This window comes from Aquimarina addita (assembly GCF_039539305.1).
GTDB lineage: Bacteria > Bacteroidota > Bacteroidia > Flavobacteriales > Flavobacteriaceae > Aquimarina > Aquimarina addita.
In genome coordinates this window covers 246,912-270,892 of record NZ_BAABCW010000001.1, presented here as the reverse complement: position 1 = coordinate 270,892, position 23,981 = coordinate 246,912, and the positions used below count along the sequence as shown (strand labels likewise).

At 32.2% G+C, this 23,981-nt stretch carries 28 protein-coding genes and 1 pseudogene; 21 read left to right on the top strand and 8 right to left on the bottom strand.

Annotated elements, in window-relative coordinates; genetic code table 11:
• Positions 1-142 precede the first annotated feature (142 nt).
• Entirely contained in the window at positions 143-1,345 is a 1,203-nt protein-coding gene (locus ABD816_RS01255) for a hypothetical protein (RefSeq protein WP_344924025.1), read from the bottom strand.
• Positions 1,346-1,624: 279 nt separating this feature from the next.
• On the opposite strand from ABD816_RS01255, the gene ABD816_RS01250 reads away from it, so the two are divergent.
• The 3 genes from ABD816_RS01250 to ABD816_RS01240 all read left to right on the top strand — a co-directional run bounded on the left by ABD816_RS01250 (position 1,625) and on the right by ABD816_RS01240 (position 4,579).
• Positions 1,625-2,557, top strand: a complete 933-nt coding sequence (locus ABD816_RS01250; RefSeq protein WP_344924023.1) for a peptidylprolyl isomerase — start codon at positions 1,625-1,627, stop codon at positions 2,555-2,557.
• 74 nt (positions 2,558-2,631) lie between these two features.
• Complete coding sequence (locus ABD816_RS01245) at positions 2,632-3,525, top strand: IS1595 family transposase (protein ID WP_344924021.1); 894 nt, start codon at positions 2,632-2,634, stop codon at positions 3,523-3,525.
• Between the two features lie 256 nt (positions 3,526-3,781).
• Complete coding sequence (locus ABD816_RS01240) at positions 3,782-4,579, top strand: hypothetical protein (protein ID WP_344924020.1); 798 nt, start codon at positions 3,782-3,784, stop codon at positions 4,577-4,579.
• Between the two features lie 9 nt (positions 4,580-4,588).
• Here ABD816_RS01240 and ABD816_RS01235 read toward each other — a convergent pair whose 3' ends face one another.
• Positions 4,589-5,143, bottom strand: a complete 555-nt coding sequence (locus ABD816_RS01235) for a thioredoxin family protein (protein WP_344924018.1) — start codon at positions 5,141-5,143, stop codon at positions 4,589-4,591.
• Between the two features lie 335 nt (positions 5,144-5,478).
• Here ABD816_RS01235 and ABD816_RS01230 point away from each other — a divergent pair, with 335 nt between their 5' ends.
• Positions 5,479-5,943, top strand: a complete 465-nt coding sequence (locus ABD816_RS01230) for an Mpo1 family 2-hydroxy fatty acid dioxygenase (protein WP_344924016.1) — start codon at positions 5,479-5,481, stop codon at positions 5,941-5,943.
• Positions 5,944-6,061: 118 nt separating this feature from the next.
• Here the strand turns inward: ABD816_RS01230 and ABD816_RS01225 are convergent, their stop codons facing one another.
• Together ABD816_RS01225 and ABD816_RS01220 are read right to left on the bottom strand one after the other, a co-directional pair.
• Positions 6,062-6,454 carry a PUR family DNA/RNA-binding protein gene (locus ABD816_RS01225; RefSeq protein ID WP_344924014.1) on the bottom strand — a complete coding sequence of 131 codons (393 nt, stop codon included), beginning with the start codon at positions 6,452-6,454 and terminating at the stop codon, positions 6,062-6,064.
• A gap of 79 nt (positions 6,455-6,533) precedes the next feature.
• The gene (locus ABD816_RS01220; protein ID WP_344924013.1) at positions 6,534-8,291 is read right to left on the bottom strand and encodes an ABC transporter ATP-binding protein; all 1,758 of its coding nucleotides are present in this window, start codon (positions 8,289-8,291) and stop codon (positions 6,534-6,536) included.
• Positions 8,292-8,428: 137 nt separating this feature from the next.
• On the opposite strand from ABD816_RS01220, the gene ABD816_RS01215 reads away from it, so the two are divergent.
• From ABD816_RS01215 to yajC, 4 genes are all read left to right on the top strand, one after another.
• Entirely contained in the window at positions 8,429-9,523 is a 1,095-nt protein-coding gene (locus ABD816_RS01215) for a Glu/Leu/Phe/Val dehydrogenase dimerization domain-containing protein (RefSeq protein WP_344924011.1), read from the top strand.
• 164 nt (positions 9,524-9,687) lie between these two features.
• Positions 9,688-10,599 carry a transcription antitermination factor NusB gene (gene nusB, locus ABD816_RS01210; RefSeq protein ID WP_344924010.1) on the top strand — a complete coding sequence of 304 codons (912 nt, stop codon included), beginning with the start codon at positions 9,688-9,690 and terminating at the stop codon, positions 10,597-10,599.
• Positions 10,600-10,647: 48 nt separating this feature from the next.
• Positions 10,648-11,175 carry a DUF1573 domain-containing protein gene (locus ABD816_RS01205; protein ID WP_344924009.1) on the top strand — a complete coding sequence of 176 codons (528 nt, stop codon included), beginning with the start codon at positions 10,648-10,650 and terminating at the stop codon, positions 11,173-11,175.
• 8 nt (positions 11,176-11,183) lie between these two features.
• The gene (gene yajC, locus ABD816_RS01200) at positions 11,184-11,486 is read left to right on the top strand and encodes a preprotein translocase subunit YajC (RefSeq protein ID WP_344924008.1); all 303 of its coding nucleotides are present in this window, start codon (positions 11,184-11,186) and stop codon (positions 11,484-11,486) included.
• Positions 11,487-11,572: 86 nt separating this feature from the next.
• On the opposite strand, the gene ABD816_RS01195 is transcribed toward yajC, so the two are convergent.
• The 4 genes and pseudogenes from ABD816_RS01195 to pepT all read right to left on the bottom strand — a co-directional run bounded on the left by ABD816_RS01195 (position 11,573) and on the right by pepT (position 13,420).
• The gene (locus ABD816_RS01195) at positions 11,573-11,698 is read right to left on the bottom strand and encodes a hypothetical protein (RefSeq protein WP_344924520.1); all 126 of its coding nucleotides are present in this window, start codon (positions 11,696-11,698) and stop codon (positions 11,573-11,575) included.
• A gap of 31 nt (positions 11,699-11,729) precedes the next feature.
• Positions 11,730-11,855: pseudogene (locus ABD816_RS01190) on the bottom strand (mechanosensitive ion channel family protein); the annotation flags it as partial.
• Positions 11,856-11,928: 73 nt separating this feature from the next.
• Positions 11,929-12,051, bottom strand: a complete 123-nt coding sequence (locus ABD816_RS01185; protein WP_344924007.1) for a hypothetical protein — start codon at positions 12,049-12,051, stop codon at positions 11,929-11,931.
• A 133-nt stretch (positions 12,052-12,184) separates the two neighbouring features.
• Entirely contained in the window at positions 12,185-13,420 is a 1,236-nt protein-coding gene (gene pepT, locus ABD816_RS01180; RefSeq protein WP_344924006.1) for a peptidase T, read from the bottom strand.
• Between the two features lie 101 nt (positions 13,421-13,521).
• Between pepT and ABD816_RS01175 the strand changes: the two genes are divergently transcribed.
• The 13 genes from ABD816_RS01175 (at position 13,522) to ABD816_RS01115 (ending at position 23,953) form a co-directional block, all read left to right on the top strand.
• The gene (locus ABD816_RS01175; RefSeq protein ID WP_344924004.1) at positions 13,522-14,559 is read left to right on the top strand and encodes a quinone-dependent dihydroorotate dehydrogenase; all 1,038 of its coding nucleotides are present in this window, start codon (positions 13,522-13,524) and stop codon (positions 14,557-14,559) included.
• A gap of 55 nt (positions 14,560-14,614) precedes the next feature.
• Positions 14,615-15,241, top strand: coding sequence for a LysE family translocator (locus ABD816_RS01170; RefSeq protein ID WP_344924003.1), 627 nt, complete (start codon positions 14,615-14,617; stop codon positions 15,239-15,241).
• A 51-nt stretch (positions 15,242-15,292) separates the two neighbouring features.
• Complete coding sequence (locus ABD816_RS01165) at positions 15,293-16,159, top strand: hydroxymethylglutaryl-CoA lyase (RefSeq protein ID WP_344924002.1); 867 nt, start codon at positions 15,293-15,295, stop codon at positions 16,157-16,159.
• A gap of 85 nt (positions 16,160-16,244) precedes the next feature.
• Positions 16,245-16,688: a GNAT family N-acetyltransferase gene (locus ABD816_RS01160; protein WP_344924000.1), complete on the top strand. Its 444-nt coding sequence runs from the start codon at positions 16,245-16,247 to the stop codon at positions 16,686-16,688.
• Between the two features lie 142 nt (positions 16,689-16,830).
• Positions 16,831-18,006, top strand: a complete 1,176-nt coding sequence (locus ABD816_RS01155) for a hypothetical protein (protein WP_344923998.1) — start codon at positions 16,831-16,833, stop codon at positions 18,004-18,006.
• A 120-nt stretch (positions 18,007-18,126) separates the two neighbouring features.
• A complete protein-coding gene (locus ABD816_RS01150; protein ID WP_344923996.1) occupies positions 18,127-18,666 on the top strand; it encodes an FMN-binding protein in 540 nt (179 codons plus the stop codon).
• Positions 18,666-19,151, top strand: coding sequence for a hypothetical protein (locus ABD816_RS01145; protein WP_344923994.1), 486 nt, complete (start codon positions 18,666-18,668; stop codon positions 19,149-19,151). Before ABD816_RS01150 ends, ABD816_RS01145 begins: the two co-directional genes overlap by 1 nt.
• Positions 19,152-19,246: 95 nt before the next feature.
• Positions 19,247-19,759, top strand: coding sequence for a PAS domain-containing protein (locus tag ABD816_RS01140; protein WP_344923993.1), 513 nt, complete (start codon positions 19,247-19,249; stop codon positions 19,757-19,759).
• A gap of 95 nt (positions 19,760-19,854) precedes the next feature.
• Positions 19,855-20,358: a ferritin gene (locus ABD816_RS01135; RefSeq protein ID WP_344923991.1), complete on the top strand. Its 504-nt coding sequence runs from the start codon at positions 19,855-19,857 to the stop codon at positions 20,356-20,358.
• A 642-nt stretch (positions 20,359-21,000) separates the two neighbouring features.
• Positions 21,001-21,441 (top strand): thioredoxin family protein, encoded by a 441-nt coding sequence (locus ABD816_RS01130; RefSeq protein ID WP_344923989.1) that lies wholly within the window; start codon positions 21,001-21,003, stop codon positions 21,439-21,441.
• A 30-nt stretch (positions 21,442-21,471) separates the two neighbouring features.
• Positions 21,472-22,425, top strand: coding sequence for an FAD:protein FMN transferase (locus ABD816_RS01125; protein ID WP_344923987.1), 954 nt, complete (start codon positions 21,472-21,474; stop codon positions 22,423-22,425).
• 1 nt (position 22,426) lies between these two features.
• On the top strand, positions 22,427-22,636 hold the full coding sequence (locus ABD816_RS01120; RefSeq protein WP_344923986.1) for a DUF4266 domain-containing protein: 210 nt from the start codon (positions 22,427-22,429) through the stop codon (positions 22,634-22,636).
• A 3-nt stretch (positions 22,637-22,639) separates the two neighbouring features.
• On the top strand, positions 22,640-23,953 hold the full coding sequence (locus tag ABD816_RS01115) for a DUF3570 domain-containing protein (protein ID WP_344923985.1): 1,314 nt from the start codon (positions 22,640-22,642) through the stop codon (positions 23,951-23,953).
• The last annotated feature ends 28 nt before the right edge of the window (positions 23,954-23,981 follow it).

The following is a 23,981-nucleotide window of genomic DNA, read 5'->3' as shown; positions in this document are numbered from 1 at the left end:
TGATTTAGTATATTTAACTTGTTCTAAGCTAAAATATTATAGCGATACTACATCTATAATATAGGCGCTATTACGAAAAGTGACTATAGTGTTTATGAATCCAAAATAATTATACTTTTGTAGCTTTTTAAAATATATTTGATTAGAATATATTTATAGATAAATACAAGCTGGATGCAGTAAGATCTGATTCTGGTAAAATAGTTGTTTTTGATATATTTTTGCTAGTATATTGGCGATATCCCAATTTAAATCTTCCAGAACCAAAACCACCTCCGTAAAAATAATTATTAGTAGTGTTTTGCAAATCTTTTAAAGCAGAAGATTCAGATCCAAGATCAATGTCTACTGTAACTCCTCCTTCAAGAAAAAGTTCAAATTTTGAACTTAAATATATATGAAATCTTGGTGCAAAAGCAATATTAACACTCGAGTAATCTATATTAAATTCGCTATTAGAGATGGAAGTATCTTCTCCTTTCATGGAGAATGATCTATAGGTAGATTCTAAGAAGAAGCTTAAGTCGACTTTAGAAAAAGGTATGAATGTTTCTATAAAAACTCCATATCTAGGAGCAAAAGTTTGATCATATACGACATCAGCAGAGCTACCATTGATTGGAGAGGGGTGCGAGAAACTTATTAAGTCTGCAGCACCAACAATCCCTATTTTTGTTTGATTAATTTTTTTACGAATAATAAATTCAATCTTGTTTCCTCTGCATTCATTATACCTTTTAAAATATTTTTTTAAATCTCTCTGTGTATATGTAACTTTTGACGGATCCTGATCTTTACAACGTATATGTTTTTGTAATTGTTCTCTAAATGTATTGTTTTCCTGAGGTATTATTTTTTCTCCTGGGTTTTTAGTTTCATCAAGTGTATAATATACTTTATAAATTAACAGTTCCGGATATAAGGTTTTTTTATCAGTATAAAAGAATCGATGTACGTCGTTTTCTGAGTATTGATAAAGTGTTGTTTTACTTTTTAAGATAACTCTCAGGAATATTTTTCTGATCGTCAGGTTAGGATCCTCTGATTTTGATGACCTGCCCACGGTGTCACCTTTAAGATCAAATTCTAAAATATATCTTTTGAACACAAATTCTTCACCTACTCCGAATTCTTTAACATCTTCTATCACTTCTGTTTTAGGACTTGAAGAAATCGTTCGTTTCCATTCGAATTCTGTAGGATTGTTTCTCCAGGCTAACTTTTTTATAAGACATTCCTTTCGGGTTCCATTATTATCAATAAAATAACCTGCTTCATAAATACTCTGAGCGTTGCCAATAGAAATAAAAAAAAGAACTACTATAAAACAAAAAAATGATTTCATTGATGACTGACTTTTGTGAAAAGGCAAATATAGCTTTTTTTTTCAAGGTTAGATCTTTGTGTAAAAACGTTTAAAACACTAAGTGTCTTGCATTACGAGTAGTCAGTAGTTTTATTATAGTTCTTTCTTGTAATTAATTGATACTTATAAAATGAAGGTTTATTGTGTAGGGATCTTTTTGCTAAAAGAGGTTTTAAAAAAAATAGTTTCATTAAATAAAACATTTACAATTAACTATCTTTGCAACTTAAAAATTTAAAAGTAAAAAAAAGAGCTGTTATGCAAGACGGATTATACGCAAAATTTAATACAACAAAAGGGACAATCTTAGTTAATTTAGAATTCAAAAAGACACCAGGAACGGTAGGTAACTTTGTAGCTTTAGCAGAGGGGAATATGGAAAATAAAGCTGTTCCACAAGGGAATCCTTATTACGATGGACTAAAATTTCATAGGGTAATAGCTGATTTTATGATTCAGGGAGGAGATCCTGCCGGAAATGGAACTGGTGGACCTGGCTATAATTTTGATGATGAAATTCATCCTGATTTAAAACATGATAGTCCTGGAGTTTTATCTATGGCTAATGCCGGACCAGGAACTAATGGAAGTCAGTTTTTTATTACACATATTGCTACAGATTGGTTAGATGGTAAGCATACGGTATTTGGTAAAGTTGTAGAGGGGTTAGATGTGGTAAATAGTATTGAGCAAGGTGATGTTGTCGATTCTTTGGAGATAGTAAAAGTTGGTGCTGATGCAGAAAGCTTTAACGCTGTAGAAAGTTTTAGACAATTTAATGGAGGAAAAGCTGAACGCGAAGCAGCAGCAATGAAAAAAGAAGCTGATGTACTGAATGAATTGTCAGCTGGTTTTGATGCTACAGATAGCGGATTGCGTTATAAAATAATACAAGAAGGAACTGGATTGCAAGCGGAGAATGGAAAAACAGTGTCTGTTCACTATAAAGGTAGCCTGATCGATGGTACCGTTTTTGATTCCTCTTACAAGCGTAATCAGCCCATAGATTTCCCATTAGGTATGGGGAATGTAATTCAAGGATGGGATGAAGGAATTGCTTTATTGAAAGTAGGGGACAAGGCACGTTTTGTAATCCCTCCAAGCCTTGGATATGGTGCTCAGGGTGCGGGAGGTGTTATTCCACCAAATGCTACCTTAGTTTTTGATGTAGAATTAATGGATGTAAAATAAACTTTATAGATAAAAAAAGTTTATAGAGGTCAGTATTTAAATACATATCTTTAAGGTACTAAAATAGTTTATTTATGGATGTTTTCAAGGGTCAAAACCTTCTAGAGTTCTCTGATCGTTTCAAAAGTGATTCAGATTGTAAGGAATATTTATCAGATATTAAGTGGAAAGAAGGTTATCAGTGTGTAAAATGCAACCATAAAGCTAGTCAAAAGCGAAAGGATTTCTCAAGGACCTGCAATGTTTGCTCTCATACTGAATCAGCAACAGCTAACACCTTATTTCACAAAGTAAAATTTGGTTTACGAAAGGCGTTTTTTGTTTGTTTTGAGATGGCCACCAGTACAAAAAGCCTTTCCGCAAGTTATATGGGAACAAGATATGGTGTAACCGAGAAGACAGCCCGTTTGTTTATGCTCAAAGTTCGTGAAGCAATGGAATCCAGTGGCAATCATCCAATGGATGGCAAGGTACACGTTGATGAGTTTGTATTGGGTGGAGTAGAACAAGGAAAAATAGGACGTAGCTATAAGGCAAAGAAAAAGAAAGCCATAACCGCTGTGCAGCTTACTAAAGAGGGCAAAGTCAAAAGGATGTATGCTATGAGAATAGAGGATTTCTCCGCACGGTCATTACAATACATATTTGTCAATAATATCAGTAGATCAGCACACGTAACAACCGATAAATGGAGAGGATATAGACCTATTGCAAAAGCGTATGATATTACCCAAATTGAAAGTAACAAAGGACTTAATTTTAAAGCTCTACACACAATGATTCATCAAATAAAAGCTTGGATAAGAACCACATATTCTTGGGTGAGTGATTTCAACTTAAATAGATATTTTAATGAATTTTGTTTTAGAATAAACCGCTCTCAAAGCAAAGCAACTATATTCAACAATTTAATAACGAAAATGGTCAGCAAGGAAAAAGTATATCAAAAGCAAATTATATGCAACTAACTACTGACCTCTTAAAGTTTTTATTAAGAAAGCCGTTGAATACATTTCAACGGTTTTTTTTGTGGATATTCTATATATTTATTAGGTTGTCTCGGTTTTTCGTCAATTACCATTATTTTTTTTATCTTATTCGTAACCATTATGTTAATGATGAGAACTATTGGTTAAATTATTGACTTTTTAAATCAATATACCGATATTTGCTCGCCCCTTTTCGTATATGTATAGTTATATTAATACTTAATTACGAATAAATATGAAATTGATCTTAACAATTTTTTTAACATGTTTTTTTGTTACAAGCTCTTTTGCACAAGAGGAGGAAGTTTTGAATACTATTTTTGATCAAGTAGAGATTATTGATAGTTTTATAGAATCCGAAGAGATATCACTGGATGCTGAAGAATTCCTCGATCACATGGTCGATCATGGAGCAGAACTTATTGGATATTATGAACATGAACGATTAAAAAAAATCGTAAAAAAGATGGGAATGCATAATGCTATGATCATCACGGTTTATTACTTCGCAAATGATCAGTTAATCTATGTTAACTATAGGCAGAAGCAATACATGGAAATGAAAAATGATCAGGGTAAAGTGGTTATGGATTATGCCAATTCATTTATGAAATTTGAAACTAAGCATTATTTTAATAATGGTGAGGAGATTAAAAAGGAAGTTACAGGAAGTCCTGTTGAAGGTCAAAAACCGGAAGAAGAATTTGTTGAATATAGCATGCGCATTAAGCCATTATTAGACAATAAGTTTAAGAATAAAAATACATATAAAGCACTACAAGGAAAATGGGTGAACACTCAGTCTACAGATGAACATATGGTGTTTGATGAGACAATACGGTTTAATTTTAGAAACGGAAAATTCTTAAAGCGTTTAAAAGTTACTATTAAAGATGGTACAATGTACTGTTCATCTCCTAATGATGAGTATATGTATAAATATAAGATCGAATCAATAAATGAATATGAGTTGGTTCTTAAAGATTTACAAAATCTATCTTCTGATCTATCATTCTATAGAAAAATAGAATAAAGGTAGTTGTTATTTCCATTTTATATTACAACCGATACTTGGTTTTTGTAATTCTGAGACTCTTTTGTTGCTTAACACAGCGTCCAGCGCTTGTCGTAAGTCTCTACCATTTACCGGTATTCCATTACCTGGTCTGGAGTCATCTAACTGTCCTCTGTATATAAGTTTTAGCTTTGTGTCAAAAAGATAAAAATCAGGAGTACAAGCAGCGTCATATGCTTTTGCTACTTCTTGCTTTTTGTCATAAAGATATGGAAATGGATATTTGTTTTCTTGCGCTGTTCTTAACATGTTTTCTGGAGAATCCTGAGGATAATTCTCCACATCATTACTGCTAATCGCTACAAAACCGAATCCCTGCACCCTGTAGTCATTGGCTATGCGTACAATTTCTTCATTCACATGGATGACAAATGGACAATGATTGCAGATAAACATGACAACAGTCGCTATACTACCTTTTACATCAGATAATGAAGTATGACTATTGGTTATTGTGTTAATCAGATTAAAATCAGGAGCCACTGTACCCAGCGGCAACATATTAGATGATGTCTTTGCCATAAGCATATATTTACAATCTGCAAAGTACAATTTTCATATCAAATTAATTAAAAAATATGTTGAAAACGCAGAAAAGAAGGTTGGGTTTTTATTGATTTCAGATTTTGTAGTATAGTTTAAGTAGTGTATAAGTGATATATTATAATAATTAGTAAGACTGATTTTATGTCAATCTAAAAAATACTATCTTTGCATTTTACTTTTTACAGTAAATAATTACTTGTATGTTATTGAATAGTAATTGTTTGTCTATTTACAGTAAAAATATGATTAACACCCCAAATGTATAACACTCTTTAGCTTATCTAGGCTAATAGTAAAAAAATTAAAAATTAATGAAAACTTTAGAAAACTGGTTTAGCGAATATGCAGTAAGTCATCAAAATAAGACGAATATTGCGATTCATTTTGTTTGTGTTCCGGCAATTGTTTTTTCTGTCGTAGGTTTATTAATGAGTATCCCAAGTGGATTCTTAGCTTCTCTTATTCCTGGATCAAATCCACTTATAGAAAATTGGGCTTTTATTGTTCTGATATTAGCAGTGATTTTTTATATACGATTGTCTATAAAAATGGCATTACAAATTACTGTTTTTTCTGCTTTGTGTATTGTTGGCAATTATTATTTAGGTCTGTACGTTCCTTTATGGATGGCGTCAATTGCAATTTTTGTGGTTGCATGGATTGGTCAGTTTTATGGACATAAACTGGAAGGGAAAAAACCTTCTTTCATAAAAGATCTTCAGTATCTTTTGATAGGCCCTGCGTGGGTTATTCAGAAAATGTTTGGAAAAAAATAAAAAGATAAAACAATAGATCTATAAATAAAAACCGCTTCAAATATTGAAGCGGTTTTTATTTATAGATTCAGCTCTATTGACGTGACTTAAATGCAGACACTTGATGAGTATAAAATAATTATATATCATCAAAACTTACGTCTGTAAAGCTTTCTGTAGATGCACCTATTTTATCTTGTCCAATTTTTTCTTCAGTATCCTGCTCGTATGTCTTTTGATAGTCTTTCTGATGTCTTTCACTGATTACTTCTTCACCTTTTTCATTGACAATAAAATCAGTCATTTCACTAAGTATTTCACTAAATCCTACAAAATCTTCTTTATACAAGTAAATTTTGTGCTTTTTGTAATGGAAAGATCCATCATCATTAGTGAATTTTTTACTTTCAGTAATAGTAAGGTAGTAGTCCCCTGCTTTTGTTGATCTTACATCAAAGAAATAGGTTCTTCTTCCTGCTCTCAAGACCTTTGAGAAAATTTCTTCTTTCTCCAACATTTCATTATCACTCATAATCCTTATTTTCTAAATTAATTTAATCTATATGAAAGAATCAAAAATCTAAAAAAAATGTTAATCGCACAACAAAATATCAAATTTCTTTTTCGCTAAGCTGTTTTAAATATAGATCTTTGTAGTATCCTTCTGTGTCTATTAGTTGATTATGAGTGCCTTGTTGGGTGATTTTGCCTTCCTCCAGAATAATAATTTTATCTGCATTACGGGCAGTAGAAATGCGATGACTGACGATAAAAGTAGTTTTATTTTTAGAAATCTTATGGAGATTATTGAGAATTTGTTCTTCAGTTTCTGTGTCTACAGCAGACAGACAGTCATCAAAAAGTAAAATAGAAGGCTCTTTAATAATGGCTCGAGCTATGGAAACTCTTTGTTTTTGACCACCAGAGAGTGTAATTCCTCTTTCGCCAAGTACAGTATTATATCCTTTACTAAATCCTTCTATGTTCTCATGAACAACGGCGTTTTTAGCGGCTTCAATAATTTCTTCATCGGTCGCATTTTCTTTACCAAACTTAATATTATTTTTGATAGAATCGCTGAAAAGAAATGCATCTTGAGGTACATATCCTATACTTTCTCTAAGGTTCGTAAGATTGCAGGTGCTAATAGGAGTGTTATCTATCTTTATTTCACCTCTTGATACATCATATAAGCGACCTATAAGATCTAGTATGGTTGATTTTCCTGATCCTGTTTTTCCGATAATAGCAATCGTCTGTCCGCAATTAATTTCGAAACTGACATCTTTTAAAGCAGTAATATTAGTGTCGTCATAAGTAAAAGATACCTTGTCAAAAATTATATTTCCAATAATTGGTGTTTTGGTGTGTGTGCTGTTAGTTATTTCTGGTTCTTGGCTTAAAAATTCATTGATTCTCAGCTGAGACGCTTCTGCTTGTTGTACAATAGAGGTAACCCAGCCTACCGTAGCAACTGGCCAAGTAAGCATATTGACAAAAATTATAAACTCTACAATAACTCCCAGATCTTGTATAGTGCCATCAATAAACTGTTGCCCTCCAATATAAATAACAAGGGTATTGCTAATCCCTATAAGCAGCACCATCAATGGAAAGAAAAGTGCTTGTACTTTAACGAGGTTTATATTTTTTTCTTTACTCTGATTAGATAACTCAGTGAAGTTTTTTAAGGTTTGCGATTCTATCCCGTAAGCTTTTATCACAGAAATGCCACTAAAAGATTCTTGAGTAAAGGTGGTAAGTTTAGATAAAAACACTTGTACAATCGTGCTTCTTTTGTGAATAGCAACACTTAGCTTATAAATAGATATAGATAGGATAGGGAGCGGTGTAACTGTATATAGGGTTAATTCTGGCGCAATACTAATCATGTAACCAATAACAACAACAAACAGAGTAACAGTATTAACACTATACATAAGTGCTGGACCTACATACATCCTTACTTTTGAGACATCCTCACTAATGCGATTCATTAAATCTCCAGTACGATTTTTTTTGTAAAAATTAAGTGATAATACTTCATAATGAGCAAATACTTCATTTTTAAGATCAAATTCAATATATCGGGATACTACGATAAAAGTTTGACGCATTAGAAAAGTGAAAAAGGCAGCAATTAATACAGAGCCAAGTATTAAAAGGATATTGGTGATTAATCCGGTTTTTACAATTGCTATATCAGTAATATCTTTATTAATGTATTGGGCTACCACATCAACAGAGTCTCCAACAAATTTAGGAACCGCAATAGCAAAAATCCTGGCAATAATCGTAATAAAAATACCTGTAAGAAGTCGGAATTTATATTTTAAAAAATATTTGTTTAAATGGCGTAATGCACGCATAAAATTAGCTTATTGAAAATTAATAAATTGATGAATTCGTAAAATTAAATAGTTTAAAATAAAAATTCCATAAAAAATCACTATTTTAGCGCCGTATTTTAAACATTGTGTAATTTTAATATTTTAAATCGCGAAAAATGATAACTGAAGTACTATCTGCAAATCAACTTAAAAAAGAAGCTCCTGTGTTTGGTCAACTTTCTTTTAATGATCACGAACAAGTAGTTTTTTGTCATGACAAAGATACAGGATTAAAGGCAATAATTGGTGTGCATAACACAACTTTAGGACCCGCATTAGGTGGTACAAGAATGTACAATTATGCTACGGAATGGGATGCATTAAATGATGTGCTTAGGTTATCAAGGGGAATGACATATAAAGCTGCGATTACAGGTTTAAATCTGGGTGGCGGAAAAGCAGTGATCATAGGCGATCCTAAAACTATGAAAACTCCCGATCTCATGAGAAGGTTTGGTGCATTTGTCAATACACTGGGTGGTACTTATTACACAGCAGAAGATGTAGGAATGGAAACATCAGATATGGATACTGTAAGAGAGGTTACTCCTTACGTTACAGGAATATCTGAATCAAAAGGAGGAGCAGGCAATCCATCTCCTGTAACTGCATACGGGGTGTATATGGGTATGAAAGCTTCTGCTAAATTTGTATATGGAAATGATCAACTAGAGGGGAAAAAAATATTGATAGAAGGAATTGGTCATGTAGGAGAGGAACTAGTTAGGTTAGCCTCAGAAGAAGGAGCACAGGTTGTTATAGGTGATATCAATAAAGATAGGTTGGAGGTCGTTAGTGCAAAATATGGTGCAGATATATATAAAGGAAAAGATTTATATACAGAAACCGCAGATATTTACGCACCATGTGCACTGGGTGCAACAATTAATAATGAAACAATTGATAAGTTGAATGTGAAAATTATTGCGGGAGCGGCTAATAATCAATTAGCAAATGAAAGCATTCACGGAATACGATTACAAGAGAAAGGAATTGTATATGCTCCAGATTTTTTAATCAATGCAGGAGGTATTATTAATGTGTATGCAGAGATAGAAGGATATGGTAGAGATCAAATCATGAAGAAAACAGAGAATATTTATAATACAACATTAGATATTTTACATAAAGCAAAGGCAACAACTATGACTACAAATGCTGCAGCCCTTAGTATTGCTGAGGAAAGAATAGCTGCCGGGAAAAAGCAATAATTACATTATAAAAAAGCAGTTTTACCGTATGTAGATTAAAAATAATAGTATTTTTGCAGGACAAAAGCGATCAACGTTTTTGTCCTTTTTTTATATATAATTAATATAATAGTTCTTTGTAATTTTATTCTATGTTAAGCAGAAGACATATAAGAGTTAAAGTAATGCAGTCTCTCTATGCAATGGAGCAGACTCAGAGTGAAAATCTGGATAAAGAAGAGAAGTTTTTACTTTTCAGTATCGAACAGATGTATGATTTATTTCTTATAAATCTGCAACTTTTAATAGAAATAAGGAATCACGCAGCTGATTTTTTAGAAAGAAGTCAGAAAAAGTACTTAGCAACCTCTGAAGATAAAGATCCAAATGAAAAATTTATCAATAATCAGGTTTTACTTTTGCTGAAAAAGAATGAAGAAATTAAAGGAGGCGTCGAAAAAAAGAATCTGAATTATTGGCATCTAGATGATGAATATGTAAAAATTTTATGGACTGCAATTAAAGAAAGTGAATTGTACGCTTCATATATGAGTACACAAACCACTACTTTTAAAGAGGATAAGGATTTTGTAATTGCAGTTTTTAAAGAAATTATCGCGCCCAATGATAAGCTATATGAGTATATAGAGGATAAAAGACTTACCTGGGTGGATGATCTACCAATAGTAAATACCGGTATTATCAAGATGATTAAAAAGATAAAAGCGGGACATACAGAGACTATGGCATTACCACAGCTTTATAAAGATATAGATGATAAACAATTTGCTAAAGATATTTTTAGAAAAACCATCCTTAACGATACAATATTTTCTAAAGAAATAGAGGGGAGAACTCCTAATTGGGATAAGGATCGAATAGCAGAATTGGATAAAGCGATCATTAAAATGGCGATTTGTGAGTTTCAGAAATTCCCATCAATACCAGTAAAAGTAACAATTAACGAATATTTAGAGATTGCAAAGGAATATAGTACTCCAAAGAGTAGTATATTTATAAATGGTATTCTTGATAAGATATCAAAAGAATATCAGAAAAATGGTAGCTTAAATAAAGTTGGCCGAGGACTTATGTAATTAAAAAAAGTAGTATTTTTAACCCTCAATTAATTAAAAACCTAAGTAATGAAAAAAGGAATCTTAATTTTAGCTGGTGTTTTTGCAATGACTTTTGTGTCATGTAAGAATGAAAAATCAGCAGAAAAAGTTAATGAAGAAGCAAGTGAAACAGTTGCAGAAACAACTACAGAATTAAATGCACAAAATATAGCTTCTGGTAATGATGCAAAACAAACAGAATTCCCTGTAATGACTTTTGCAGAAACTGAGCATGATTTTGGTAATATCAATGAAGGTGATGTTGTAGAGCATACATTTACATTTACAAACACAGGTAAAGCACCTCTTGTTATTGTGAATGCAAAAGGAAGCTGTGGATGTACAGTCCCAAGTTATTCTAAAGATCCTATCGCTCCTGGAGCAGAAGGACAAATGTTAGTTAAATTTAATTCTAACGGGAAGCCTAATTCGCAAAGTAAGCAGGTTACAATTACTGCTAATACAGAAGCAGGGAAGGAAATTATTAAAATAAAAGCGCAGGTAACTCCAAAGGCAAAGCCAGTTGACGGAACTCCTGTAGCTAAGCAGAAGTAATAATTTTTATGGAAATTTTTCAAGGACAATTACCTTTTATACTTTTAATATTTGTGGTGATGTATTTTTTTATGATACGTCCACAAATGCAAAAGGCTAAAAAGGAGAAAAAATTTGCTGCAGAGTTAAAAAAAGGAGATCGCATTATAACAAAAAGCGGTCTTCATGGTAAAGTTTTTGACTTCAGTGAAAAAAATAATGCTATTATTATAGAAACAGGAGCAGGTAAGTTAACATTTGATAAGTCATCAATCTCTTTGGAGATGAGTCAGAAATTGAATGCACCTCCAGCGACTGAGAAAAAGAAATAATAAAAAGCCACTAAAAATCATAAGGAAGCGCCGTACATTTTTGTAGGGCGCTTTTTTTATAATCCCATTTTTTAAAGTAATTATTCTTAGCTTTTCATAGTAACAATTCGTTGAGGTAGTGGAGCAGCGTAGCCTTCTTTTCCGAGTGCTTCTACAATATGTTGTCTGGTATTCCCAATAACACACATCCCAATAGTTATTGCAAGTAGCATAAGGCAGTGCTAAAAGCTCTACACCATTTGTCCCTAAATTGTTTACTACAACTCTTGGTGACGGTTCATTCATTATTTTAGTATCTGTTTTTAAAACATTGAATATGATTTTCTTAGCTTTTTCGATATCAGCTCCATATTGGATGCCAAAAGGCATATCTACTCTTAGGTTTCCAATAATTGTGAGGATAGTAATCGTACCAGCTGTAATTGAACCATTAGGGATGATTTCAGTTTGGTTTTGAAATGTCTGTAAGACAGTTACAAGAACCTCCTAAGGAATTCATAATAGTTCCTCTATTTTCTGTTGTGCTTGATACAATACCATCAATTGCATTTTCTGTAGTTTGCATGTTTAATTTTTTTAATGAAAGATTTAAAAATCTAACATAGGTCTACAGTTATTAACAATGCTTCTTAGTTATTTGATCTCTAGACTATAGATAGAAATTAATGAAAGTAGAGAAATAATGAAAAATAGTAATTTTATTTTTTAGCTGCTAATTCCGCAATTTTAATAATAACTTCGGTAGCTTTGATCATACTCTCTACAGGTATATATTCGTATCTTCCATGAAAATTATGACCTCCGGCAAAAATATTAGGACAAGGTAACCCCATAAAGCTTAACTGTGAGCCATCTGTACCTCCACGAATTGGTTTTATAATAGGTTTAATACCAATAGACTGCATAGCTTTTTCGGCAAGATCCACAATATGCATTACAGGTATTACTTTCTCACGCATATTATAATACTGATCCTTAATAACTACATCAACGAGATCTTTTCCGTGTTGAGTATTAATCTCTGCGGCCAGTTTTGTCATTACATCTTTTCTCGCCTCAAAATGTTCCTTGTCATGATCTCTGATAATATAATGTAACTTAGTTTCCTCTACATCTCCCTGCATCGCGTGTAGATGAAAAAAGCCTTGTCGATCTGTTGTGTGTTCTGGAGTTTCTAGTCTGGGTATAGAACTAATAAAATCCTCTGCAATATACATGCTGTTAATCATTTTTCCTTTGGCATATCCAGGGTGCACACTTTTACCTTGTATGGTGACAACAGCACTGGCAGCATTAAAGTTTTCGTATTCTAATTCCCCTATTTGGCTTCCATCCATTGTATATGCCCAATCGGCTCCAAACTTTTCTACATTAAATTTATGTGCGCCTCTTCCTATTTCTTCATCAGGAGTAAATCCAATCCGTATATTTCCGTGTTTTATTTCTGGGTGTTGTATAAGATATTCTACAGCAGAAATAATTTCGGCAATACCTGCTTTATCATCGGCGCCTAGCAATGTAGTGCCATCGGTTGTTATTAATGTTTGTCCTTTATATTGCTTAAGATCATCAAAAATTTCCGGAGATAAAATAATATTCTCTTTGGCATTCAGAATAATGTCTTTTCCATCATAAACTTCAATAATTTGTGGCTGTACATTTGCACCTGTAAAATCTGGAGTTGTATCAAAATGTGATATAAAACCAATAGTAGGTAATGTATAGTTTACATTGGATGGCAGCGTAGCCATGATATATGCATTATCATCAATAGAAACATCTGATAAACCAATGTTTTTTAACTCTTCTACTAACATATTGGCGAGCTTCCATTGTTTTTCTGAACTGGGAGTCGTTTCACTATTGGGATCACTTTCTGTATCAATGGTTACGTAACTAACAAATCTATCAATGATGTGTTTTTTTGAAATCATAGCAATGTGTTTTTTCAATCTGTAGTATTCAAAAATACATTTTAATACACTTTTATTAGAACGTAGTAAGGCTTATTTTTACACACCAAAAGAATTTCTCCATGTATAAGTCATTAATTCGACCTGTTTTATTCAATTATGATCCAGAGACAATACATCACTTCACCTTTAGAATGATTAAAATTGTATCTAAAATTCCTTTTATTTCATCCATTTTTAGAAGTTTGTATCAGGTCAATGATAAACGTTTAGAGCGTGAGGTTTTTGGTTTGAAGTTTAAAAACCCAGTGGGATTAGCAGCAGGATTTGATAAGAATGCTGTTTTATACAACGAATTGGCAAATTTTGGATTCGGATTTATAGAAATCGGAACTGTAACCCCCAGAGGGCAGGAAGGAAACCCTAAAAAACGCTTATTTAGGTTAAAAGAGGATCAGGGTATTATCAATAGGATGGGGTTCAATAATGAAGGGCTGGAAGCAGCAATTAATCAACTCAAAAAAAATAAAGGCAGACTTATTATTGGAGGTAATATAGGAAAGAATACAGATACTGCTCCAGAAAATTATACTACGGATTATCTGGAGTGCTTTAAAGCACTTCATCCCTATGTAGATTATTTTGTACTGAATGTAAGTTGCCCTAATGTAGGAAGCCATGCCAAGTTAAATGATAAAGAATATCTGGAGGAATTAATAAAAGCAGTTCAACAGGCAAATGATACTTTTGAAAATCAAAAACCTATTCTTTTAAAGATCGCACCTGATCTTAATACAACGCAGCTGGATGAGATTATAACATTAGTTTCAGAAACCAATCTTGATGGCGTAATTGCTAGTAATACTTCTACGATACGGGATGGATTAAAAGCTTCTGAGGAGCAATTAACAAGCATTGGTCAAGGAGGTCTGAGTGGGCAGCCTGTAAAGAACAGAAGTACAGAAGTTATTAAATATCTTTCTAAGAAAAGTGGTAGAGGGTTTCCAATTATTGGTGTGGGAGGGATTCATTCTGCAAAAGATGCATTAGAAAAGATAGCGGCAGGAGCAAGTTTGGTACAGATTTATACAGGATTTATTTATGAAGGTCCGGCTTTGATCAAAGCGATCAATAAAGAAATCCTTACAAAAAGTTTATAATTTTGTAGGGATCAAGTTTTTAGTAATGTATTTTGCAAAATAGTTATAAAGAATAATGAATGCAGACATTCTTTACACGTTTGTAGTAGCTACCGCTATTTTATCTATTTCTCCTGGACCAGATAATATATATGTACTGATGCAAAGCATTGTGTATGGCAAAAAATATGGATTGGCAACCATAGCAGGTCTTATGTCAGGATGTGTCATACATACTACATTAGTTGCGTTTGGCATTTCTGCAATCATTAAACAGAGTGAGCTGTTGTTCTTTCTGATCAAATTAATAGGAGCCTTTTATTTATTTTTTTTAGCATATAAAGTTTGGAAAAGTAATGCGAGTATACAGCTTTCTGAAACTACCATTGTAAAGAAAAGTATATGGCAATTATATAAACAAGGTTTTATGATGAATGTCTTAAATCCTAAAGTTTCTATTTTCTTTTTAGCTTTTCTGCCGGGCTTTTTATTTAGTACAACAATAAACAGTGTGGTTCAATTTTATGTTCTGGGGTTACTGTTTATTCTCGTATCGTTTATTGTTTTTAGCTTAATTGCACTTTTGGCAGGTGCTATATCAGATTATGTGAAGAAGAATTCTGGTATTGGAGTATTTCTAAAATATCTTCAAATTATTGTATTTATCGGAATTGGAATTTTTATTCTTCTTTCAGAAAAATAACCCTATTTTTATATCTTCAATTGGATTTCTTATTAGAAGTAAAGTTCTTACATGAGTGAAAAAATAAAAATTATTGAATGTCCCAGAGATGCGATGCAGGGTATTAAGGATTTTATTCCTACAAAAAAGAAAATTCAGTATATTCAATCTTTATTGCGCTGTGGATTTGATACAATAGATTTTGGAAGTTTTGTTTCTCCTAAGGCGATTCCGCAGATGGTTGATACTGCTGAGGTATTAGCAGGACTGGATTTATCTAATACTCATAGTAAGTTATTAGCCATCATCGCCAATGTTAGAGGTGCTACAGATGCTGTGAAACATAAAGAAATTGATTATCTGGGATATCCTTTTTCGATTTCAGAAAATTTCCAGATGCGTAATACACATAAAACGATTGAAGAATCCGTAGATATATTAGAAGAAATTCTATCTATAGCTGATAAAAATGATAAGGCAGTAGTTGCTTATTTATCTATGGGGTTTGGGAACCCATATGGAGACCCTTGGAATGTGGATATTGTAGGTAATTGGACAGAGAAACTGAGTGCTATGGGCGTACAGATTTTATCTTTATCAGATACGGTAGGTACTTCTACTCCAGATATTATTAAGTATTTATATGCGAATTTGATCCCCAAATACCCTGAAATTGAGTTTGGAGCACATCTGCATACAACACCTACTACTTGGTATGAGAAGGTAAATGCGGCGTACAAGGCAGGATGCAGAAGATTTGATGGTGCTATACAAGGTTTCGGAGGCTGCCCTATGGCAAAAGATGAACTAACAGGTAATATGCCAACAGAAAGAATGCTTTCTTATTTTACCTCAGAAAAAGCGGATACCAATGTACGTATGATGAGTTTCGAATCTTCTCATAATGAAGCTACAAAAATTTTTACCTCATATCATTAAAGAAATTTAAATAGTTAATTAATTATAGTATCCACATTTAATTTTTTTAGTAGTAGTAAGAAAATAGCTAAATGTTTTTTGATAAATGAAATTTTCTTTAAGAAATGCAAAGATTACAGACGCAGATGCAATCTCTAAGCTTTCGGGCCAATTAGGATATCCATCAGATAGTAATATCACAAAAAACAGGTTACTTACAATTTTAAATAATGATGGGCATTGTGTGTTTGTATCAATAAACCAAAAGAAGGTAATCGGTTGGATTCATGGATTCTATTCGTTAAGAGTTGAATCTGATCCATTTGTTGAAATCGGAGGGTTAATCGTTGAAAGAGATTTTAGAAATAATGGTATCGCACGTAAGCTTGTAGAAAGTGTTATGAATTGGGGGCAGGAGAGAAGGTGCATGAAAATTAGGGTCAGATGTAATGCTTTGAGAAGAGAGAGCCATGAATTCTATAAAAAAATAGCCTTTACTTTAGATAAAGAACAAAAGATTTTTGATAGACAATTGAGTGCTAAGTATTGAATAAAATCATTGCTTTAAAAGCTATTAATTGTTGAAAATCAATATATATTTAGATTTGGTATAAATAAAATTTGTCAAGTATCTCTTGAATATTATATTTGCATCAAAATGAAATAATTATTTGTATTAAGTCTAAATAAGAATGAAAAACAAACTTCCGTTACTTTTTATGTTCATTACTATTACAAGTTTTGCGCAGACCCTTCAAGATTCTATTCAATTAGACCCTCAAAAACAAATTAACTCAGCGCAACGTATTCTTTCTGGTAATTATGGCAAATCGGTAACGGTAGGTGCTTATGGTGAAGTTTTATATAATCAACCTGAAGGTAATAATGGTGAATTAGATATACAACGATTGGTTTTATTATTTGGATACAGATTTAATGATCAGGTACAATTTGTAACAGAAATAGAATTTGAGCATGTAAATCAAGTATTTGTAGAACAGGCTTTTGTGAATTATAATGTTGCGGATAATGTAAACTTACGAGGAGGGTTGATGTTGGTCCCTATGGGAATTATAAATGAATTTCACGAACCTACAACCTTTAATGGAGTAGAGCGTCCCATGGTGGATAGAGTAATTATACCATCTACCTGGAGAGAAATAGGAGTAGGAGTTAATGGTCGATTCAATGATATTTCTTTAGGATATCAGGCCTATGTATTTAATGGGTTTAAATCTATAGAATCAGATGGCTCTGGGGGTATCACTTCGTTTTTACAAGGCGATAATGGATTACGTGATGGTCGCCAGAAAGCCATACAATCCACGATTGATAGTCCTACATTTTCTGCAAAACTAGATTATTATGGATTTACAGGATTACGTCTTGGGTTATCCGGATACTATGGTAAAACGCAAGCGGCTGATGAATTAGAAGAATTAGAGGGAGCCAATATTGGAATTTCTATGGTAGGATTTGATGCGCGTTATGCATATAAGAGATTCACAGCAAGGGGACAATTTGTGTATGCTGCGCTATCAGATACAGAAGCGTATAATACATTAACCAATCAAAGTCTAGGTAGTGCGTTAATGGGGTGGTATGCAGAAGGAGCTTATAATCTTTTACCCATGGATAAAAAGCAAAAACTTTTTGGATTCGTACGATACGAGCAATATGATACACACGCAAAAACAGAAGTTATAGAGAGAAATGATGCTTTTAATAAAACAGATATTACTACTGGATTAAGTTATCATATTGCTCCTGGTGTAGTGGTAAAGGGAGATTATCAGTTTAGAGATAATGCATTGTCAGGAGACAATGTAGATGATCAATTGAATTTTGGAGTCGGTGTTTGGTTCTAAAAAAAACAAGGTTAGTAATGATATCTTTTGATCAAGTTAATAGTTCATGAGGTTTGATAGTTAAAAATATTTGGCTGGATTTTTGCTTGATTGATAAGTAGTTTTAAATACTTTTGTAATATGAAATTAAATGCACGATTTACATTTTTACCAATAATATTATTTATAATAGTCTCTTTTAGTGGGAAGCATTCTGATAAAATCCAAAAAAAAGTAACTAAAGAGATTACCTCTTATTTTGATACCGAAGATTTTTCTACCGCAGTTGTTAAGATTTCTGATGTTGATAATGCATTAGTTAAAGCTGAATTCGGAAAAGAAAATTTATTAAGCATTTCTGGTAGTGATGGACTTTTAGGATATGCCTATATAGGAAATGCACCTAGTAAGACAGCTACTTTTGATTATTTAGTGATTTTTGATAAGGACTTTGTGATTGCTACTTCAAAAGTATTGATTTATCGTGAGGAGTATGGAGGAGAAATAGGAAGTAAACGATGGTTAAAACAATTTATTGGTAAGTCAAAAAATGATGATGTTAAATTTGGTGAAAATGTAGATGCTATATCTGGCGCTACTATTTCTGTTAGATCTATGACAAACGCTATCAGTAACCTACTGAAAAGTATGAAAATTCTACATCAAAAGGAAGTTATTTAATGCAACTACACGGCTTAATACATACTTTTCCTAAAGAGATAAAACTATTTATAGGTGCTTTTGTGATCGTATTAAGTGTAGGGTATTTTACAGGATTATTGTTTGTTGGGCAAACATCTACAACTGCGCCGCATGGAATAGAAGAAAACTATCTGGGCAATGAAGAAAATGAAGAGGCTGAGGTCATGAAGTTTAAAAAAGGTGCTAGAGAAATGCTCACCATTATTCATACCCATATTCTTTCTATGTCTTTTATTTTCTTTTTATTAGGAGGACTTTTAGCAATAACTTCAGTGCCTAAAAAGATTAAAACATTCCTGATGTTAGAACCTTTTTTATCTATATTATTGACTTTTGGAGGAATTTATTTTTTATGGACAGGTATATTGTGGATGAAGTATGTTGTAATGTTATCGGGAATTTTTATGACTGCGAGTTATACTGTAGGTGCTTTTTTTGTGTTTCGACAGCTGTTTAAGAAATAAGCGAATTTCTTTTTTCTATAATTATTAGAATTAATTAACGATTGTTCAAATCTTGTTTAATCATTTATTTGTAGATTTGAACAAAACTTGATGTTATGAAAGAATTTGACGAATATGATCAGGTAGTAGCCAGATACCATCAATCTATTGTTAATGAAGTTTTACCACTTTCCTCCTGGGAATTTTATGGAGAATATATTTCATTTTTAAATACTTGTAAATACGATATTGATAGATTGTCAAAACTTACAGCAACTTGGGATTTTGATCACAATGTGCAAAATCAATTAATAAAACAAAAATCAGTTATAGTAGTTACCAATCCTAATTTAAAAATCATCTATGCTACGCAAAATATTAAAAAGATGAACGGATACACTCCTGAAGAAGTGGTTGGGAATTCTCCAAAAATGTTTCAGGGTAAAGATACTTGTCTAGAAACTTCTAATGCTATCCGAAAGGCTGTGGATATGCAAACACCTTTTGAATATTCTATATTAAATTACAAAAAAGATAAGAGTACATATATATGTGCTATTAAAGGATTTCCTGTTTATAATAAACGAGGAAAGCTCGTTAATTACATTGCTTTTGAGAAAGCGGCATAGTTTTTCTTTAATTTCTCTGCCATAAAGTTTATTTATTTGTTTTTACGTTAGAACAGTATTTATTATGTATTTTAGTTTGTTCAAATCAAATAAGTATGATACCAGAAATAGAGAAATCGCTAAACGATCAGGTCAAATATGAAGCTAAAGCTTCTGCAAAATATCTTTCGATGGCGTGTTGGGCAGATATAAATGGTTATAACGGAATTGCAGAATTCTTTTATGCACAATCAGAAGAAGAACGTGTGCATATGATTAAGTTGATAAAATTTATCAATGAGAGAAGTGGAAAGGCAGTAGTACCAGAAATAGAGAAACCAAAAAATGATTTTAAATCGTTAATGGAATTGTTTGAGATTTTTCTTGAAAGTGAAGAGTTTGTAACTGCGCAAATAAATAATGTAATTTTTCAATGTCTGGAGTTTAAAGATTATAACGTGCATAATTTTATGCAATGGTACGTAGCAGAACAATTGGAAGAAGAAGCTATAGCAAGGACACTATTAGATAAACTAAAGATTATAGGAGATGATAAATCAGGTCATTATTTATTTGATCGTGATATTAACACATTTCAAGTAGCTGCAGAAGAAGCATAATACTACATTATTTATTGTTAATAAGTTGATATATAAAAGTTAAGGAGCCTTTTTTTTAAGGCTCTTTTTTTTTATGTTTGTACTTTATTTAGATTTAATAAAAATAATAAACGTGCAGAACTCAGAACCTATATCGTTATATTCACCATGTATGTCAATGAATTGTGAAATTAGTTGTGGTGGTAAGAAGAAAAAATGTTGTAAGAAATACAAAAAGAAAGGAAAAAGTAATTGTAAAAAATGTCCTAAGCTTTAAAATGTAAAATCGTAATAGTTATAATTAAAAATGGTTGATCATAGCATACCTGTTTTCATATACCATATTATAATATTTACAGATTGAGTCCTTTTTTTGAGTAATTATTGCCGATATCTGATATATTTTCCAATCTGCCAGAGATTTTCATTTGCCTCTTCACTAAGCCAGATTATAAGAGTTCATAAAACGACAAAGTTGTTATGCAATATATTCAACTATTTGATAGAATGTGCATATTGATTTACTACAATTCATAGTAATTTTCAGTCAAGAAAACTTAAGGCACCATTTTTGCTTATTTAGTAAAGTACTATTTAATACTAAAAATTATTTTTTAAATACTAAATATTGCTTTACTTAGTTTACGTAATATACCTGTACTTATGAAAAAGCTTTTATTAGTTTTACTGTTAATACTATTGGGAACCAATTCAATAAATGCCCAGGAATGGTTTACAGATATTGAGATGGCAAAAAAAACAGCATCAGATGAAAGTAAACCTATCATTTTAGTTTTTGCTGGTTCTGATTGGTGTGCTCCTTGTATTAAATTAGAAAAAGAAATATTAGAAACAACACAGTTTAAAAAATACGCTAGAGAAAAGTATGTTTTGTTAAAAGCTGACTTTCCACGAAAAAAGAAAAATCAATTATCAGAATCATTACAGCAGCATAATAAGCAATTAGCTGAAGCATATAATAAAAGCGGTGGATTTCCATTAGTAGTAGTGCTGGATAAAAATGGAAAAAAGATAGGTGAAACGGGTTACAAAAAAATGACTCCGGAAGCTTATATTCAAGTTTTAAATTCAATGATTAAGTAACTTTTGAAATCTCTGATTACATATATATTAATGTTTGTTGTAACCACTACTTTTTCTCAGCAGACATATAAACGGACACTCAAATTAATGGGAAGTCGTTTTGATATAACTGTCGTAGCAGAGGATCAGGTTGCCGCTGATCAATATATTGATAAAGCAATACTAGAAATACAACGAATTGAAAAGTTAATATCATCCTGGGATCAGCATTCTCAGACTTCGTTAATCAACACTAAAGCTGGTATTGAACCTGTAAAAGTGGATCAAGAACTTTTTGATTTGATAGAAAGATCTATTAGGATTTCAAAATTAACAGAGGGTGCTTTTGATATTAGTTATGCTTCCATGGATCTCATTTGGAAATTTGATGGTAGTATGAAAGAGATGCCTTCAAGTGATAAAATAAACCTTTCAGTTTCTAAAGTAGGATATGATAACATTATATTGAATAAAGAAAGTACGACAGTATTTTTGAAACGAAAAGGCATGAAATTGGGTTTTGGAGGAATAGGCAAGGGATATGCAGCGGATAAAGCAAAACAATTATTAATCACAGAAGGTGTTGTTGGTGGGATTATTAATGCATCTGGAGATATGAATACCTGGGGTAAACAACCAGATGGCAGCAATTGGAAAGTAGCCATTACCAATCCGTTAAATAAGAAAAATGTTTTTGCTCTTTTACCTGTGATTGATGGAGCAGTTGTGACTTCTGGGGATTATGAAAAATTTGTAATGTTTAATAATAAAAGATATTCCCACATTATTGACCCCAGAACAGGATATCCAGCTACAGGAATAATAAGTGTAACAGTTTTTGCACCAAAAGCCGAATTGGCAGATGCATTGGCTACTTCAATTTTTGTAATGGGTAAAGAAGTAGGAGTAAACCAAATCAATCAATTAGAAGGTGTGGAGTGTATCATCATTGACGAAATAGGAGGGATTCATACTTCTAATCATATTAAAATCGATAATAAATAAGATGAAGAAAATAACCATTGTATCAGCAATACTTATATTTTTAGGTTCTTGTGCTACTGTAAAAGAGTATGAAAAAGTAAATATTAATGATCCGGATATGGAGTTAACCTCAAAAAAAATATCGCGTTTTGAAACTAATTTTCAGGCCTATCGTGAGGCTGCTGCTGGAGCCAATGGAGGGAAAACAGGTGGTGGATGTGGTTGTAATTAATAAATGAAGATATATTTAGAATTGAAGATGATAACTAATAAAATGATCAATACAAATAATCTCTTAAGGATCTTATCTCTGTTCATTACTTTTGTCTGTACCACTGCGGTAATAGCTCAAGAAAAATCAAAAGATACAATTACAGTATATAAAAAAAAGGTATTAGAATCTACAGAAGTAGATTTGTTGATGAGTTATTATACCCAAGATGGAGACAATGCTGCAGTAACAGGCGGAATAGGTACAGAAGAATTAACAGACCTTACACCTACAATAGTAGTGTCTATTCCGTTAAATGATGATGATGTACTCACCATTGATGCTAGTGTATCAGCATATACCTCTGCCTCATCCAGTAACGTAAATCCTTTTGATGGGGAAGGAGTTGCTGATCCTTTTGTCGCCTCCTCAGGAGCGTCACAGGAAGATGTCTTAACTACCTTAGCTACATCATATAGTCATAGTAGTGATGATCGTAATGATATTTGGTCAGTTAATGCTGCTATAGCCAGTGAATATGATTATTTCTCTATAGGCTTTGGAGGTGGTTATACCAAGCTTTTTAATGAGAAGAATACAGAAATAAGTGTAAAAGGAAATGTGTTTTTGGATACGTGGAATGCTATATATCCGTCAGAATTAAGAGATCAACCTTCATTTATACCTTTTGAGGACGAATCGAGAAATTCTTATTCATTAGGGCTAGGGTTTTCTCAGATATTGTCTGAAAAATTACAGGGTTCATTAGCATTAGATATTATTCATCAGGAAGGTTTGTTATCTACACCATTCCAACGAGTTCAATTTGCAGATGTAACAGATTTTAATATACCTGGACAACCCTTTGTATACGGAGATGATATAGAAAGGTTACCAGAAACACGGTTTAAAATTGCAGCCGGAGGAAGATTACATTATTATATTAACGAAATATTTGTGATTCGTACTTTTTATAGGTATTATACTGATAATTGGGGTATTAATTCACATACTGCGAGTATAGAAGTACCAGTTAAAATTACAGATCAATTTACCATATATCCTAGTTATCGATATTATCAGCAAACTGCAGCAGACTATTTTGCTCCTTTTAATGAACATCTATCTACACAAAAATTTTATACATCAGATTATGATTTATCTGATTTTGATGCACATCAATACGGATTTGGTATTAGTTATACTGATATTTTAACCAAATTTCATATTTGGAAATTTAGATTTAAGAGTGTTGATCTTAGATTTAATCAATATGAACGTAGTACTGGACTTACTGCCAGTATAGTTTCTGGAGGACTTAGTTTTGTAGTGGAGTAAGTCTATACATTTCAATCCCATTTTTTAA

Coding starts and splice junctions, on each gene's coding strand:
- ABD816_RS01255 (WP_344924025.1), bottom strand. CDS start 1,345: ATGAAATCATTTTTTTGTTTTATAGTAGTTCTTTTTTTTATTTCTATT.
- ABD816_RS01250 (WP_344924023.1), top strand. CDS start 1,625: ATGCAAGACGGATTATACGCAAAATTTAATACAACAAAAGGGACAATC.
- ABD816_RS01245 (WP_344924021.1), top strand. CDS start 2,632: ATGGATGTTTTCAAGGGTCAAAACCTTCTAGAGTTCTCTGATCGTTTC.
- ABD816_RS01240 (WP_344924020.1), top strand. CDS start 3,782: ATGAAATTGATCTTAACAATTTTTTTAACATGTTTTTTTGTTACAAGC.
- ABD816_RS01235 (WP_344924018.1), bottom strand. CDS start 5,143: ATGGCAAAGACATCATCTAATATGTTGCCGCTGGGTACAGTGGCTCCT.
- ABD816_RS01230 (WP_344924016.1), top strand. CDS start 5,479: ATGAAAACTTTAGAAAACTGGTTTAGCGAATATGCAGTAAGTCATCAA.
- ABD816_RS01225 (WP_344924014.1), bottom strand. CDS start 6,454: ATGAGTGATAATGAAATGTTGGAGAAAGAAGAAATTTTCTCAAAGGTC.
- ABD816_RS01220 (WP_344924013.1), bottom strand. CDS start 8,291: ATGCGTGCATTACGCCATTTAAACAAATATTTTTTAAAATATAAATTC.
- ABD816_RS01215 (WP_344924011.1), top strand. CDS start 8,429: ATGATAACTGAAGTACTATCTGCAAATCAACTTAAAAAAGAAGCTCCT.
- nusB (WP_344924010.1), top strand. CDS start 9,688: ATGCAGTCTCTCTATGCAATGGAGCAGACTCAGAGTGAAAATCTGGAT.
- ABD816_RS01205 (WP_344924009.1), top strand. CDS start 10,648: ATGAAAAAAGGAATCTTAATTTTAGCTGGTGTTTTTGCAATGACTTTT.
- yajC (WP_344924008.1), top strand. CDS start 11,184: ATGGAAATTTTTCAAGGACAATTACCTTTTATACTTTTAATATTTGTG.
- ABD816_RS01195 (WP_344924520.1), bottom strand. CDS start 11,698: ATGCTACTTGCAATAACTATTGGGATGTGTGTTATTGGGAATACCAGA.
- ABD816_RS01185 (WP_344924007.1), bottom strand. CDS start 12,051: ATGCAAACTACAGAAAATGCAATTGATGGTATTGTATCAAGCACAACA.
- pepT (WP_344924006.1), bottom strand. CDS start 13,420: ATGATTTCAAAAAAACACATCATTGATAGATTTGTTAGTTACGTAACC.
- ABD816_RS01175 (WP_344924004.1), top strand. CDS start 13,522: ATGTATAAGTCATTAATTCGACCTGTTTTATTCAATTATGATCCAGAG.
- ABD816_RS01170 (WP_344924003.1), top strand. CDS start 14,615: ATGAATGCAGACATTCTTTACACGTTTGTAGTAGCTACCGCTATTTTA.
- ABD816_RS01165 (WP_344924002.1), top strand. CDS start 15,293: ATGAGTGAAAAAATAAAAATTATTGAATGTCCCAGAGATGCGATGCAG.
- ABD816_RS01160 (WP_344924000.1), top strand. CDS start 16,245: ATGAAATTTTCTTTAAGAAATGCAAAGATTACAGACGCAGATGCAATC.
- ABD816_RS01155 (WP_344923998.1), top strand. CDS start 16,831: ATGAAAAACAAACTTCCGTTACTTTTTATGTTCATTACTATTACAAGT.
- ABD816_RS01150 (WP_344923996.1), top strand. CDS start 18,127: ATGAAATTAAATGCACGATTTACATTTTTACCAATAATATTATTTATA.
- ABD816_RS01145 (WP_344923994.1), top strand. CDS start 18,666: ATGCAACTACACGGCTTAATACATACTTTTCCTAAAGAGATAAAACTA.
- ABD816_RS01140 (WP_344923993.1), top strand. CDS start 19,247: ATGAAAGAATTTGACGAATATGATCAGGTAGTAGCCAGATACCATCAA.
- ABD816_RS01135 (WP_344923991.1), top strand. CDS start 19,855: ATGATACCAGAAATAGAGAAATCGCTAAACGATCAGGTCAAATATGAA.
- ABD816_RS01130 (WP_344923989.1), top strand. CDS start 21,001: ATGAAAAAGCTTTTATTAGTTTTACTGTTAATACTATTGGGAACCAAT.
- ABD816_RS01125 (WP_344923987.1), top strand. CDS start 21,472: ATGTTTGTTGTAACCACTACTTTTTCTCAGCAGACATATAAACGGACA.
- ABD816_RS01120 (WP_344923986.1), top strand. CDS start 22,427: ATGAAGAAAATAACCATTGTATCAGCAATACTTATATTTTTAGGTTCT.
- ABD816_RS01115 (WP_344923985.1), top strand. CDS start 22,640: ATGAAGATATATTTAGAATTGAAGATGATAACTAATAAAATGATCAAT.